The 13,896-nt window shown below is 60.8% G+C and carries 13 protein-coding genes; 2 read left to right on the top strand and 11 right to left on the bottom strand.

What is annotated here, in order from left to right:
• Positions 1-70: 70 nt before the first annotated feature.
• From I6L40_RS08195 to I6L40_RS08170, 6 genes are all read right to left on the bottom strand, one after another.
• A complete protein-coding gene (locus I6L40_RS08195) occupies positions 71-1,045 on the bottom strand; it encodes a PstS family phosphate ABC transporter substrate-binding protein (protein ID WP_043849386.1) in 975 nt (324 codons plus the stop codon).
• 177 nt (positions 1,046-1,222) lie between these two features.
• Complete coding sequence (phoR, locus tag I6L40_RS08190; protein WP_033115755.1) at positions 1,223-2,518, bottom strand: phosphate regulon sensor histidine kinase PhoR; 1,296 nt, start codon at positions 2,516-2,518, stop codon at positions 1,223-1,225.
• Positions 2,519-2,526: 8 nt separating this feature from the next.
• Positions 2,527-3,216 (bottom strand): phosphate regulon transcriptional regulator PhoB, encoded by a 690-nt coding sequence (phoB, locus tag I6L40_RS08185; RefSeq protein ID WP_033115756.1) that lies wholly within the window; start codon positions 3,214-3,216, stop codon positions 2,527-2,529.
• A 95-nt stretch (positions 3,217-3,311) separates the two neighbouring features.
• Entirely contained in the window at positions 3,312-3,731 is a 420-nt protein-coding gene (locus I6L40_RS08180) for a VOC family protein (RefSeq protein WP_216995265.1), read from the bottom strand.
• A gap of 62 nt (positions 3,732-3,793) precedes the next feature.
• A complete protein-coding gene (locus I6L40_RS08175) occupies positions 3,794-5,074 on the bottom strand; it encodes a GGDEF domain-containing protein (protein WP_216995264.1) in 1,281 nt (426 codons plus the stop codon).
• Between the two features lie 132 nt (positions 5,075-5,206).
• Positions 5,207-6,034 (bottom strand): helix-turn-helix transcriptional regulator, encoded by an 828-nt coding sequence (locus tag I6L40_RS08170; RefSeq protein WP_216995263.1) that lies wholly within the window; start codon positions 6,032-6,034, stop codon positions 5,207-5,209.
• Between the two features lie 214 nt (positions 6,035-6,248).
• Between I6L40_RS08170 and I6L40_RS08165 the strand changes: the two genes are divergently transcribed.
• Entirely contained in the window at positions 6,249-7,148 is a 900-nt protein-coding gene (locus I6L40_RS08165) for a DMT family transporter (protein WP_216995262.1), read from the top strand.
• 80 nt (positions 7,149-7,228) lie between these two features.
• Here I6L40_RS08165 and I6L40_RS08160 read toward each other — a convergent pair whose 3' ends face one another.
• From I6L40_RS08160 to I6L40_RS08140, 5 genes are all read right to left on the bottom strand, one after another.
• Positions 7,229-7,921, bottom strand: a complete 693-nt coding sequence (locus tag I6L40_RS08160; RefSeq protein WP_041208165.1) for a response regulator — start codon at positions 7,919-7,921, stop codon at positions 7,229-7,231.
• Between the two features lie 3 nt (positions 7,922-7,924).
• Positions 7,925-9,490, bottom strand: coding sequence for an ATP-binding protein (locus I6L40_RS08155; protein WP_216995261.1), 1,566 nt, complete (start codon positions 9,488-9,490; stop codon positions 7,925-7,927).
• A gap of 17 nt (positions 9,491-9,507) precedes the next feature.
• Entirely contained in the window at positions 9,508-11,058 is a 1,551-nt protein-coding gene (locus I6L40_RS08150) for an NAD-dependent malic enzyme (protein WP_071912142.1), read from the bottom strand.
• 23 nt (positions 11,059-11,081) lie between these two features.
• Positions 11,082-12,398 (bottom strand): 2-hydroxycarboxylate transporter family protein, encoded by a 1,317-nt coding sequence (locus I6L40_RS08145; RefSeq protein ID WP_216995260.1) that lies wholly within the window; start codon positions 12,396-12,398, stop codon positions 11,082-11,084.
• Positions 12,399-12,898: 500 nt separating this feature from the next.
• Positions 12,899-13,081, bottom strand: a complete 183-nt coding sequence (locus I6L40_RS08140) for a hypothetical protein (protein WP_225628274.1) — start codon at positions 13,079-13,081, stop codon at positions 12,899-12,901.
• 308 nt (positions 13,082-13,389) lie between these two features.
• On the opposite strand from I6L40_RS08140, the gene slyA reads away from it, so the two are divergent.
• Positions 13,390-13,896: a transcriptional regulator SlyA gene (slyA, locus tag I6L40_RS08135; RefSeq protein WP_041208161.1), complete on the top strand. Its 507-nt coding sequence runs from the start codon at positions 13,390-13,392 to the stop codon at positions 13,894-13,896.

Here is a 13,896-nt window from a genome sequence, read left to right as displayed (position 1 = left end):
ACTGACAGCCGCCAAAAACAAAACGAGCCCGCTTGGGGCTCGTTTTATCAGGCATGCTGACTGCAGGCAGTTACATAATACCCAGCTTTTTCAGGTCAGCCTGTACCACCTTGGCCGGTACCGGTACGTAACCATCTTTGGCAACGATATTCTGGCCCGCCTTGGAGAGCATCATCTTGACAAACTCTTGCTCCATCGGGGAGAGCGGCTTGTTCGGGTGCTTGTTCACGTAAACGTACAGGAAGCGGGAGAGCGGATACTTGCCGGTGATGGCGTTGTCAGCGTTCGCTTCGATAAAGGTCTTGCCATCCTTGGAGAGCGGAACAGCACGCACGCCGGAGGTGACGTAGCCGATGCCGGAGTAACCGATGCCGTTCAGGGAGGCAGAGACGGACTGCACCACGGAAGCAGAACCCGGCTGCTCGTTCACACCGCTCTTGAAGTCGCCGTTACACAGGGCGTGCTCCTTGAAGTAACCGTAAGTACCGGATACGGAGTTGCGACCGAACAGTTGCAGATCCTTGCCGGACCAGTTACCGGTCAGACCCAGATCAGACCACTTGGTGGCAGCCTTGGCTTCACCGCACTTGAGGGTGCTGGAGAAGATGGCGTCGATCTGCGGCATGGTCAGCCCCTTGATGGGGTTGTCCTTGTTGACGAATACGGCCAGGGCATCGACTGCAACGCGGATGGCAGTCGGCTTGTAGCCGTAGCGCTTCTCGAATGCTTCCTCTTCACCGGCCTTCATGGCGCGGCTCATCGGGCCAAACTGGGCAACACCCTCGGTCAGGGCGGTCGGCGCGGTAGAGGAGCCGGCAGCCTGGATCTGCACGTTGACGTTGGGATACATGCGCTTAAATTCTTCAGCCCACAGGGTCATCATGTTGGCCAGGGTATCCGAGCCGACAGAGGACAGGTTGCCCGAGATGCCGCTGGTCGGGGTGTATTCCGGCAGGTTTTTATCGACACCATAGGCCAGGGTGCTGGCAGAAAAGAGGGTTGCTGCGGTGAATCCGATTACACCAGCCAGTTTGTTGAGTTTCATCCAATCTCTCCAAAGTTACAGAAGGTCCGTTCTTAAAACGGCGCCAGTATCTGACCTGGCAGTGACAAATTTATGGATTTAATGTGACACTTTAATGACATGGCGGCGCTTTTGTCCAAATGGCAAAGGGCTGCCAACGCAGCCCTTCACCTATATCTAACACCTTGTCATAAAAGACTATTTTATCACCACCATCCGGCCGGGGATGAGAAAGCTGAAGCGGCTGCCAAAGCCGACCCGGCTCTCGATATCGAGCTGGCAGTCATGGTGACTCAAGGCATGCTTGACGATGGCAAGGCCGAGGCCGGAGCCACCGGTGTGGCGCGAGCGCGCCTTGTCCACCCGATAAAAACGCTCGGTGAGCCGTGCCAGATGCTCGGGCGGGATCCCCTCCCCCTCATCCTGCACGGCAAACAGCGCCATCGCCCCCTGCTTGCGCCACTCCACCGTCACCTTGCGCCCCGGCGGCGTGTAGTGAATGGCGTTGTAGACCAGATTGGAGACGGCGCTGCGCAGCTGCTCCTGATCGCCGCGTACCAGAAGATTGGGCTGCACCACGAACTCGATCTGATGGGCCCGCTCGCCCGAGAGCGCCCGCGCCTCCTGCTCCAGCAGCCCCAGCATGGCGGGCATGTCCACCAGATGGGAGAGATCAACGCTCGGAGCCGCCTCGATGCGTGACAGGGTGAGCAGCTGATTGACCAGATTGTCCATCCGGATGGTCTGCTCCATCATCACCCGGTGCGCCTTGGCCCACATGGCGGGCGGTGGCGGCTCCTCGGTCATCTCCAGATAGCCCTTGAGCACCGTGAGTGGCGTGCGCAGCTCGTGGGAGACGTTGGAGACAAAGTGTTTGCGGGTCTTCTCCAGACTGCGCAAGCGGGTGACATCGCGCACCACCAGCATCGCCTGATCGGAGGCGTAGGGCATGATGCGAAACTCGAGAAACTTCTCCTCGTTGACCGGGGAGTGCATCTCCAATGGCTCGTCAAAAGCCTGTTTCGCCAGATAGGCTGTAAAAGCCGGATTGCGGATCAGGTTGCCGATATGCTGACCGGCATCTTCCGGCCAGCGAAAACCGAGCAGCTGCTCCGCCAGCCGGTTACACCAGAGGATGCTGCCATCATCACGCAATACTACGGCCGCGTCAGGCAATGCCTCGGCCCCTTCCCGAAAGCGGCGGATCAGGCCCGCCAGCTCGCGGCGCCGGGCGCGGTGGCGCTGCTGCAACTTGTAAATGCCGTTGAAGATGTGCTCCCAACTGCCTTTGCCGTTGGGAGGAACCAGGCTGCGATCGTGCCACAGCCAGTCCGACAACCGCTTCTGGAAGCGGTAGTGCCAGCCAAGATGGAGCAACGCAGCAACCAGCAGAGTGAGCGAGAGGTGATCAATCAGCCAGCCAACCAATGCGAAGGGCGCGTAAAAAAATGCCATTCGCCACAACTGTCGCCGCCAGGCGTAGGGTTGCAACATAACAGCCTCTAGAGACGGGTTGAGAAGCGGTATCCGGCTCCACGCACCGTCTGAATCAATCTATCGTGCCCTGTCTCTTCGATCGCCTTGCGCAGGCGGCGAATATGGACATCCACGGTTCTGTCCTCGACGTACACATTGGTACCCCAGACATTGTTGAGCAACTGCTCGCGGCTGTAGACCCGCTCCGGGTGGGTCATGAAGAAGTGGAGCAGCTTGAATTCGGTTGGCCCCATGTCGAGCGCCCTCTCTTCGGCGCTGACCCGGTGCGAAACAGGATCCAGCTTGAGACCCTGCACCTCGATCACCTCGTCCACCGAGGTGGGAGAGACGCGGCGCATCACCGCATGGAGGCGGGCAGTCAGCTCCTTGGGAGAGAACGGCTTGGTGATGTAGTCATCGGCCCCCGCTTCGAGGCCGCGGACCTTGTCCTCCTCCTCGCCGCGGGCGGTCAGCATCACCACCGGGATCTGGCGGGTCACTTCATCCTGCTTGAGCTGCTTGATGAACTGGATGCCGCTGCCACCGGGCATCATCCAATCGAGCACGATGAGTTCCGGGTAGGGTTCGCGCACCTTCGCCAGTCCATCGGCAAAATCTTCCGCTTCAATCGTCTCATATCCCTTCTGTTCCAGCACGAAACAGAGCATTTCGCGGATCGGTGCTTCGTCCTCGACCACCAGAATTCGCTTAGCCATTCCCTTCTCTCTCCTCTGTGAAGATGGGTGCGCCAATTATTAGAATTTTCTGTGACACTTTTATGACTTTGTGACAGACGGGATGATAAACGTTTTCAAATGCCACTGGCAGATATCCGTTGCAGCAGATCCCAGCGGTTGCCACTGATATCTTCAAATACCACTACGGTGCCGTAAGGCTCGTCACGGGGTTGTTCACAAAAATGGACACCATACTGCTGCATCCGCCGGTAACCCCGCCAGAAGTCATCGGTCTCGAGAAACAGAAATACCCGCCCGCCGCCCTGCTTGCCGATGGCGGCACGCTGCTCTTCGCTGGCGGCGCGAGCCAGCAGCAGGGCGGAACCCGTGCTGCCCGCCGGAGCGACCCGTACCCAGCGCTTGCCCGGTTTGCCCGGCTCGTCGAGCCGGGTATCTTCCAGCAGCGCAAACCCCAGTCCCTCGGTGAAAAAGGCGATGGCCTCGTCGTAATCGGCCACCAGCAGGGTCAAGGCCCCGATGGTTTGTCCTGTCATAGGGTTCTGCCCGTTTTATAAGAAGTTGTCGAATGGTGGTCTACACAGCGTACTGCCCGCCCTCACTGCGCTTCCACCCGATTGCGGCCACGCTTCTTGGCCTGATAGAGCGCCTCATCGGCCCGCTTGAGCACCCGCTCCGGGCTATCTCCCACCCGTTCGGCCACCCCGAACGAAGCGGTCACCTGCAGAGAGGCGGGCCAGTGGGGATACTCTTCCAGCCGGGAACGCAGCCGCTCGGCCAATGCACAGGCCCGCAGCAGGTCGTAATGGAGGCAGAGCAGCACGAACTCCTCGCCCCCCCAGCGCACCAGATGGCAGAGCGCATCGCTGTTTAGCTGGATCTCGCTGACCAGATGCTTGAGCACTTCGTCCCCCACCGGATGACCGTGGGTGTCGTTGATCTGCTTGAAGTGATCCACGTCGACATAGATGAAGGCAAACGGCAGATCGCCGATATCGGCCAGCAGCCGCTCCCCGCCCAGACGGTTGAGGGCGCCGGTGAGCGGATCGTAACAGGCCAGCTCGCGGGAGCGGCGGCTCTCTTCACTCAGGCTGCGGTTGAGCGCCTCCACCTCCTCTTTGGCGCGATTGGCGTGGCACAGCCGCTGCTTCATATGCAGGTGATTGACCATAAAGGTGGCGCAGCCATAGAGAAACCAGACCAGCAGGATCAGGCGGTAGAAGAGGGTGGCATCCAGCCAGTCGCCATGAAACTGCAGCTCTTCGATCACCACGCCGTGCTCGCCCACCGACATGTCAGACCCCGCCGCAATCTCGATGGCGTAGACCCGGCTCAAATCTGGCCCCTGCAATTGCAAGGGCACCTTGTAGTGCTTGATCCACCAGGTGGCCGGGGTAAACACGTCGAGCGGCACCTCATGGCTTCTGCCGTAGTCGGCGGGGCGGAAGATGATTTCGTTGAACTTGGACGACATGGGATCGCCGGGGATATTGGATGCCCGGTTGTAGTTGCGCAGATAGAAGCGCCAATCCTGCTGGCCATCGCCGGTCACGCTCAGGCGCACATGGAGCGTCTTGAAACGACTGAGGTTGAGCCCCTGCTCGGGGGCAGACAACGTCAGGATCAAACCGCAGCCGGGATAGGTGTTGGGCTCGTCAGAGCGTGTGCAGCTCACGCCGGGCTCCCCTTCCAGCGAGGGAGCATAGCGGGCCGATGCTTCGCTCGCACCGGGAGCCCGCGTCACCTCGACGGTGTGGGGCCAGTTTTTGATATCCAGCACCCGCTCGGGACCGAACTCGAACAGCAGAATGGAACAACCTGTCAATGCCAGCAGATACCAGAAAACGGACTCGGCAAAACGGGAACCGGAAGCGAGCATGCTTACCCCATGGCATCAGGATGGATACACAAACCTCAGGATCAAGCCGGGCAACATAGCCCGGGCCTCATCGTGGAATCTCGAAACAAGCCACTATGATACCCTCGATAACGACAATAAACATGTAGCTTATCAAGATGTTCGCGACTCTTTGCCCGGCACTCCCGTCAGCGAACTGCCTCGCGATTGCTGCCGATAGCGCTGGGGCGAGCAGCCCAGTTCCCGGTTGAACATGGCAATGAACGCGGAGGTGGAACCATAACCGAGCCGCCAGCTGATCTCCTGAATAGGCAGCTCCCCCTTGAGCCAGGCCAGCGCCTTGATAAGCCGCAGCCGCGCCCGCCACTGGCCGAAGTTCATCCCGAGCTCGCGCAGACAGCGGCGCGCCAGAGTGCGCTCTGTGGTGTGCAGCTGCTGCGCCCACTGGGCCAGCGTGCGGGGATCGGCCGGATCGTTGTGCAGCACCGCCAGCATGGGGGCCAGCAGTTTGTCCTGACTCATCGGCAGGTAGCTCTCCTGACAGCGGGTACGGGTCAGCTTGGCCACCAGCAGCTCGGCCTGACGCTGATCCCACTCATCCACCATATGGCCCACCTTGCGCTCGCAAAAGTCGGCAAGCAGGGCGCGGATGAGCGGCGTCATCAGCAGCAGGCGCGGCTCGGCCGGCAAGCAGGCGGCCAGCTCGTGACTGACATAGATGGAGGTGTAGTCGAGGGCCTGCTCGTTATAAGCCGCGTGCTCCAGATCCGCCGGCACCCAGATCAGGTAGTCGGCGGGCACCTGCAAACGCTGGTTGGCCAGCCCCATCTCCATCACCCCCAGACTGATCATGCTGAGCTGCCCCCAAGGGTGGGAGTGCATCGCCATGACGTTCTCCGCCTGCAACTGCTGGTAGCGAAAGTAGAGGGGATTGGGCGCTGGCAGCTCGCTGTCTGCCGGATGGTAGTGCCGGTTTGTCATGGTCTCTTCACTCTCCTCTCGATGCCCGCCTCTATACCCGCCTGATGTGCAATCTCTGCCCGTACAAGGCAAGCGCCATACCCTAACCGATGGCGGTAGCCTTGCAGCAGATAACGGGGAGTTGTCTTTTCTGCGGGATAGTTTGTCAGTTTTACGTTACTTGACAACATACAGACAAGGTTAAACTTGTCGCATCTACTCCAAGGAGCCTTTGATGCGACTCTTCTCCCCCCTCCTGTTTCCGCTGATGGCGGTGCTGATCTGGGCCACCAATACCGTGGTCTCCAAAGCGGCGGCCAGCGTGCTCGACCCCGCAGCCATCTCCTTCTATCGCTGGGTGATCGCCGCCCTGGCGCTGACCCCCTTCTGCCTGCCCACCCTCTGGCGGCGACGCAGCGAGGTTCGCCCCTGGCTCGGCAAGCTGCTGGTGCTGGCGGCGCTCGGTATGGTGCTCTACCAGTGTCTGGCCTACTACGCCGCCCACAGCACCTCGGCTACCAATATGGGGGTGATCGGCTCCCTCATTCCGCTGCTTACCCTGCTGCAAGGGGCGCTCTTCTTCGGCCAGCGTCCCGGCAAACAGGCACTGCTCGGCATGAGTATCTCCCTGTTCGGGGTGCTCTGGCTGCTGGGCAAGGGCGAGCCGCTGGCTCTGCTGCACAACGGCATCAACCCGGGGGATGGCATGATGTTGCTCGGCTCCGCCAGCTATGCTCTCTACGGCCTGCTGATCCGCCGCTGGCAACCCCCCTTTGGCCCCTGGCTCAACCTCTACATGCAGATCCTGCTGGCCGTACTGCTGCTGGTGCCGCTCGCCCTCAGTGCCGACTCGATGGCAGTGCCGGCCGAAGGGTGGGGACTGGTGCTCTTCGCCGGGCTCGCCTCTTCCCTGCTGGCGGCCTACTGCTGGATGCGCGGCCTCGCCTGCATGGGCGCCGAGCGCACGTCGGTCTTTATGAACCTGATGCCACTCTGTACGGCGCTTATCGCTGTCGTCGGTCTGGGCGAGCCGATCCACTGCTACCACCTGCTGGGTGGCGGCCTCATCCTGGGGGGGGTGATGATCTCCCAGCTGAAAAAGCGTGTCCCACTGCCGGAACGCAATGCGGCCTGACGGACAACACGCCAAAAACAACAAGGGAGCGCTGGCTCCCTTGTTCATTTCTATCGTGTTTGAGCGACGGTGAACCGACTTCACCCCGCCCGGCGCCAGCGGTAGCGCCGCTCCGGTCGTCCACGCTGGCCGTAGTTGAGATCCACATCCACCCGATCTTCCGACTCCAGATACTCCAGATAACGGCGTGCCGTGGTGCGACTCAGCGACAACCGCTGTGCCACCGTATCGGTCGAGAAGACGCTTTCGGGCTCCGCGGCAAGCAGATCGAGCACCTGACGCAGGGTAATACTGTCGATCCCCTTGGGAGTGGTACGTACCTCCTTGGGTTGGGCACGTCCCTTGCCGAGCAGACGATCGAGATCCTCCTGCTCCAGCCGCCCCGGCTCGGAGAGCTTCTGATGAAGTTGCAGGATTTCGTCGAGACTCTGCTGGATGCGAAACAGCCGCAGCGGCTTGATGATGTAGTCATGTACCCCGAGATTGAGCGCCTGCTGGATGGTCTCCACATCGCGCGAGGCGGTCACCATGATCACATAAGCCTCGCGGTTGTGGCTGCGCAGGCGGCTCACCCACTCAAGGCCGGAGCCGTCAGGCAGGGAGATATCCACCAGCAGCAACTGCGGCACCACGCCGGCCATCATGGCATCGGCCTGGGCCAGCGTACCGGCCCGCCCCAGCAGGGAGAAACCGGAGGTGGAGGCCACCAGCTCGGACAAGATGGCACCAATCCGATCGTCATCTTCAATAACAAGGGTGAGTATTGGATCCATGGCTCACATTAATTTGTTTTTATTCAGGTAGATGCCAAACAAGGTGGTCTGCTCGACAGTTCGGCGCCATTCTATCACACCCTCATAGCGCCCCACGGTTTCCTTGACCAGAAAGAGTCCTACGCCATGATCGCCGCTCTGGCGGCTCACCCCGTAATCGAACAGGTGATCGGCCAGATCCTCGTCCACCCCCTCGCCGCTATCCTCCACTTCGATCACCAACCGGCGCCCCACATCGCACAGCGAAAGCAACACCCGCGGCGGACACTGCTGACGATTGCGCCAGGCCGCCTGCAAACCGTTATCCAGCAGGTTGCCGATGAGGGTGATGAGATCCGCCGAGACGGCGGCCGGATACTCGCCGAGCGCCGAATCGGGATCGAGCTCAAGCGTGACCCCCAGTTCGCGGGCCCGGCTGAACTTGCCGAGGATAAGGCCGGCCACCGGCTTGTTGTCGATAAGTTCCAGCAGCTCCTGCAGCAGGGTCTGGCACGCCTCGTTCTCCTGCTGGATAAGCTCTACCGCCTGATCCACATGGCCCAGTTGCAGCAGGCCGGAGAGACTGCTCAGCTTGTTGGCAAACTCGTGGCTCTGCATCCGCAGCATTTCGGCGTACTGGCGCAAGTGGGTGACCTGTACCCCCAGACTGGTCGCCACTTCGGGACGACTGAAGATCAGGAGGCGCCCGGGCTCCTTGCCATGCACCACCTGCCAGCGACCGACGAACGATTCGCCCTGAATGGAGAAGGCAACCTCGCCCTCCTGCTCGAGTACGGGCGCGAGCGGTGGCACCAGCTCGGCCAGCGCCTGCCCCTGCAGGGCGTGACGACCGGTGGCAGGCAACCGCAGCTGATAGATGGCGGTGCTGTTGATCATGGCGATGTGGCCGCGGCCATCCAGCGCGATCACCCCTTCGGCAATCTGCTCCAGCACCAGATCCTGCAGGGTGAAGCGGCGGACGATCGCCTCCGGCTCCAGATCGAGCAGGGTCTTGCGCAGCAGATATTGCACCCAGAGCGCCAGCAGCAGGCCGCAACCAAAGACGGCGCCGATGGCGGTGATGAGCAGGGCGATCCGCTCCATGTAGATGCCCTCCACCTGCTGCATCAGGTAGCCCACCACCACGGCCCCCATGGCGCGCCCGTCAGCCCCCACCACCGGAGAGAAGCAGCGGATCGCCGGCCCCATGGTTCCCATGTCGCGCGAGCAGTAGCTGCGCCGCTCGTGGATCGCGGGCCAGAGATCCTCACCGCGAAACTGTCCCCCCACCAGAGCGGAGTTGGGATGGCTGAGGCGACGGCCATGCTCGTCGGTCACCACCATATAGGCGGCATCGGTGCGGCGGCACACCTCCTCCATGTAATCGCGCAGCGCAGGCTCGCTCCCCTGATGCAGCGCCGCCACCACCCGGCTGTCAGCCGCCATGATACGGGCCAGATCGCCCCCCTTCTCCTCCAGATTGCTCTCCAGCAGGTGGCGGATAAAGAGCGCGAGCAGGCTGCCCAGAACGATGATGAGCAGCAGGGAGAGCCCAAGGGAGAGGGTAACCAGCTGGTGGCGAAGTTTCATGCACGGACCTTGCAACGTCAGGAAGCCACCCAATAGTGCGGATGCCACCAGGTCTGGTCAATCAAAGGTGCCGGATCACCGGCAAAATCGGCCAAACCCTCCTCACGGGCGCAGAGCGCCACCGCTCTGGCGACGGCGCGAGCCACCTCCCCCACCTGTTCGATGGGAGGCAGCAGCCGACCCGCCAACAGCGGATAGGCACCGACCGCCCGTACCGCGGCCAGCAACATGCCATCGCTGATACGGCGCGCCTTGACGGCGCAGGCCCCGAGACCAATCCCCGGGAAGACATAGACGTTATTGCACTGGGAGACCACCCGCCGCTCGCCCGCCACCGTCACCGGCGCAAAAGGGCTACCGGTGGCCAGCAGGGCACGGCCATCGGTGGCGGCCCACACCTGCTCGGGGGTGGCCTCGGCGCTGCGGGTCGGGTTGGAGAGCGGCAGGATCACCGGCTGATCGCACACCTCCCCCATCGCCTGCAACACCTCGCGGGTAAAGAGGCCACCCTGACCACTCACGCCAATCAAGACCGCCGGTCGCACTTGGCGGATGGTCTCCAGCAGCGAGCTGTTACCCTCCTCTACGGCGCGGGCAAAGGGCAGCTGGGCGCGGGTCAACGCAGGGCGATCGCAGCAAACCACCCCATCCTGATCAAACAACCAGACGCCGTCGTGACTCCCCGCCAGCTGGGCCAGCATGGCGGCAATGCCGCAACCGGCCGAGCCCGCCCCGACTATCAGCACCGGGGCATCGCACAGGACAGTGCCCGCCTGCTGCAACCCGGCCAGCACGCAGGCCGAAGCCACAGCCGCCGTACCCTGAATGTCGTCGTTGAACATGCAGAGCTCGTCCCGATAGCGGGCCAGCAGGTTGGCGGCGTGCTTGCCGGCAAAGTCTTCAAACTGCAGCACCACCTGCGGCCAGCGCTTGCGAATGGCGGCCACCACCTTGTCCATGAAGTGGTAGTAGCTCTCGCCGTCGATGCGCGGGGATTGCCAGCCAAGGTAGGAGTCATCCTCCAGCAACTCGGGGTTGTTGGTGCCCACATCGACGCAGAGCGGCAAGGTACGTGCCGGGTTGATGCCACCCGCGGCGGAGTAGAGCGCCAGCTTGCCGATACAGATCCCCATGCCGCCGATACCGAGATCGCCGAGCCCCAGCACCCGCTCGCCGTCGGAGATGACGATCACCTCCACCTCCTGCTCCACCGACTCGAGGATGTCGTCGAGATCGTCCCTGTCATGCCAGGAGAGATAGAGGCCGTGGCTGCGCAGATAGAGGTCGCTGTGGCGCTGGCACGCCTCTCCCACCACCGGGGTGTAGATGATCGGCAGCAGCTCCGGCAGGTGGTGGCGCACAAGATCGTAGAAGAGCACCGGGTTGTCCTCCTGCAGCTGGCGCAGCAGCAGATGCTGGTCAAACGGACTCTGCATGGCACTGACCAATCGGTAGATCCGGCGTCGTTGTTGAGAGAGGGACTCCTCCTTGTGCGGCATGCGGCCGCGTACACCCTGACGCTTGCGTTCGGCATAGGGCAGGCTGGTGCCCATCATGATGTCGTTCATCTTGTTTGTTCCTCAATCCGGTATCAGGCAAGCAGGGAGATAAGCGCAGTCGCCAAAATCAGCATCACGGCACCGCCGAGGCGGGAGGAGATCTGGGCAAAGGGCATCAGCTTCATGCGCTGGGCCGCCGAGAGCACAGCCACATCGCCGGTGCCCCCCATGTTGGCCATGCAGAGCCCGCCGGTGATGGCCGCCTCGATGGGATAGAAGCCGATCAGCTTGCCGACCAGCGCCGCACCGAGGGCGCCGCCAATCACGGTGACCATGACCAGCACGAAGTAGCTGATGGAGAAGGCGCTGATGAGCTCGGGAATACTGGTATAGGCGACGCCGATCCCCACCAGCAGGGAGGGGGTGAGGTTGCTCACCACAAACTGATACCAGTCGGCTGCCGCCTGCTCATAACGGCGCGGCAGCAGACCGCTCACCTTGATAAAGGCGACTGCCAAAATCATCAGGGCGAAGGGGTGCATGGGAATAAAGTTGCCAAGCAGGGAGCCCAGCACAAACATGCTGGAGCTGATGAAAAGGCCCATACCGAGACTCTGCAGGGTCGGCGCTTCGGCCTGCTCGTCAGCAATGCTCTGGCTATTCTCTTTGAGCATCAGCTTGCCGTTGCCGGTCAGGGAGGGGTAACGGCGACCAAGGCGCGCCAGCAGGGAGCCCACCAGAATGGCCAGGGTATTGGCGATCACGACCGCCGGTACCATGCGTGACAAGAGATCCGCACTGGACATCTGCATCGGGCCGGAGAGGATCTCCACCAGAGGCACCGCGCCAGCGCCCATGCCACCGCCCATGATGGGCAGGCCGATCAGCAGCACCGCATTCTTGAAGCCATACCCCATCAGGGAGCCGACCAGCCCCACGCTCAGCAGCGCCAGTGCGACGCCACCAAGAATGACCGGCAGGTAGCGCATGGCGGCATTTTTCAGCAAAGCGCCGCTCATGCCAAACACCGAACCAGTCACCAGACTGGCGATGAAGAAGTTGAGAAAGCCCCCCTCCTTCATGAAGTTGGTGATGACCTGTCCGGCCTGTACCGGCAGCAACTGATATTCAAACAGGGCAGCACCGCCGAAGATGGCGAGGATAGTGCCGCCACCCAGATATTCGCGGATCGGCATGATCCGCTCGCCCAACTCGGTCAGCAGGGTACCAAGCACAAACATCAGCGCCAGTGCACCGACCATGCCGAGCGGCAGCGAGCCGTTCCAGCCGGAAAAGAGAACGCAGGTCGCCAGCCCGAGAAATATAAAGAGCGGCATACCGGCAATTTGGTGGCCACCCATAAAAGCGGCCTTTTCTTGTGTGGTTGGTAGGGTAGAGAGGTTTTTCATTGTTATGGACTCTGCGTGTGATTGTGGCCGCTACTTTATTGATCCCCCTCGCCCCTGTCGGTTAGCCAGACTGCAAAGCCATATAAAAACATTAAAAACTTAAACGTCACGCCTCGAACAAATGTCATACATCCGGTATGGCAAGCGGGCGTTATATGAAGCTCAAGCGAACAAACCGGACAATTATTTTCCAGCCAATCCCGGCTTGTGGATCGGGATAAGCAGAGGCGTCGGTGAAAATAGCAGAACCGGATGACAAACCCTGTGGGCAAATAATCTACGCTGGCAGTGAAACATATGGTCGGGGTCGAAGCCTGTCGACCAGCCTCGCCGCAGCCATCCGTGGCTATGGCCACAGAGACGCAGCAAGAGCAAGGCATCGCAAAAAACTGGCGGTTTGGCCAACATCAGGAAAGGGGAATATCGATATAGAGCGATGAGCCAAGCCAGTGCATACATCGGCACCGGCTTGAACTCACAAGGACTACACGTGGTCAGATCTATTCCATCAGCAGCAATGGAATATTGGCAGGGTCAAAATCATGGCAGATATCGGCATGCTTGCTGGCGCCCTTATTGGGCCCCTCCCGACTCACACCATAATGGGACTCTGCACCATATTCTCCATCACTCAGCAGAGCTTCTATTGCCAGATATACACATCCACTGTCATAGCCATCCACAACCCGTCTCTCCCTGTTTTATAACCTCATCAATATTAGCGGATAAAAAATAAGCTGCGCGAGCGATACAGATATTTTCTGAAAATATCCTCGAAATTATTACGGTATTTCGTCACATATTTCCGCTCTTCCCCTTTTTCCCCCGGACCCGGTCACTCCACAGCCAAGAAGTTCCAATCAAGCCCCACCCGTTCACGATTTGCTGTCATCAGCTGAAAAAGAGATCTGCATCACACCATTTACTTAGCCTGCTAAACAAATGATAATGGTTAGCAGGCTAACAAATTTATGTGAGTGAGGAACAAGGGATGACGGATCTGGAGAGGTTGCGCGAACTGTCGCTCGCCGAGCAAATCGCACGCATGCACCGGTTGTGGCGTACCGCCGCCGATCTGGAGCTGGCCCCTCTTGGCCTGACCCACCCGCGCTGGACTGCGCTCTGGAAGCTCTCCCGCATGGGCAACCATGTCAGCCAGAAGACCCTGGCCGACGCCCTCGAAATCGAGCTCCCCTCCCTGATGCGTACCCTCGGCCAGCTGGAAGAGCAGGGGCTGATCGAACGCCACTGCTGCAGTCAGGACAAACGGGCCCGCATCGTCTCGGTCACTCCCACCGGCCAGACCCTGCTCGACCAGATCGCCAACCGCATCATGAATATTCGCAGAGAGCTGCTGGCCGGTATCGACGAAGAGACCCTGAGTCTGTTTGAGGCGACGGTGCAGCGCATCTCGGCCAATGCCCTGAGCAAGATTGAAACACACAACGAGAACGGTGGGCAGAGCACCCCGCCCGATGCACAACCCGCAGAGGAATAA

The organism is Aeromonas sp. FDAARGOS 1410, assembly GCF_019048745.1.
Taxonomy (GTDB): domain Bacteria; phylum Pseudomonadota; class Gammaproteobacteria; order Enterobacterales; family Aeromonadaceae; genus Aeromonas; species Aeromonas jandaei.
The sequence above is the reverse complement of the archived record's forward strand: the minus strand, read 5'-3'. Positions and strand labels throughout refer to the sequence as shown.

Excerpts from the sequence above, each read along its gene's own strand:
- I6L40_RS08195 (WP_043849386.1), bottom strand. The coding sequence starts at position 1,045 with ATGAAACTCAACAAACTGGCTGGTGTAATCGGATTCACCGCAGCAACC.
- phoR (WP_033115755.1), bottom strand. The coding sequence starts at position 2,518 with ATGTTGCAACCCTACGCCTGGCGGCGACAGTTGTGGCGAATGGCATTT.
- phoB (WP_033115756.1), bottom strand. The coding sequence starts at position 3,216 with ATGGCTAAGCGAATTCTGGTGGTCGAGGACGAAGCACCGATCCGCGAA.
- I6L40_RS08180 (WP_216995265.1), bottom strand. The coding sequence starts at position 3,731 with ATGACAGGACAAACCATCGGGGCCTTGACCCTGCTGGTGGCCGATTAC.
- I6L40_RS08175 (WP_216995264.1), bottom strand. The coding sequence starts at position 5,074 with ATGCTCGCTTCCGGTTCCCGTTTTGCCGAGTCCGTTTTCTGGTATCTG.
- I6L40_RS08170 (WP_216995263.1), bottom strand. The coding sequence starts at position 6,034 with ATGACAAACCGGCACTACCATCCGGCAGACAGCGAGCTGCCAGCGCCC.
- I6L40_RS08165 (WP_216995262.1), top strand. The coding sequence starts at position 6,249 with ATGCGACTCTTCTCCCCCCTCCTGTTTCCGCTGATGGCGGTGCTGATC.
- I6L40_RS08160 (WP_041208165.1), bottom strand. The coding sequence starts at position 7,921 with ATGGATCCAATACTCACCCTTGTTATTGAAGATGACGATCGGATTGGT.
- I6L40_RS08155 (WP_216995261.1), bottom strand. The coding sequence starts at position 9,490 with ATGAAACTTCGCCACCAGCTGGTTACCCTCTCCCTTGGGCTCTCCCTG.
- I6L40_RS08150 (WP_071912142.1), bottom strand. The coding sequence starts at position 11,058 with ATGAACGACATCATGATGGGCACCAGCCTGCCCTATGCCGAACGCAAG.
- I6L40_RS08145 (WP_216995260.1), bottom strand. The coding sequence starts at position 12,398 with ATGAAAAACCTCTCTACCCTACCAACCACACAAGAAAAGGCCGCTTTT.
- slyA (WP_041208161.1), top strand. The coding sequence starts at position 13,390 with ATGACGGATCTGGAGAGGTTGCGCGAACTGTCGCTCGCCGAGCAAATC.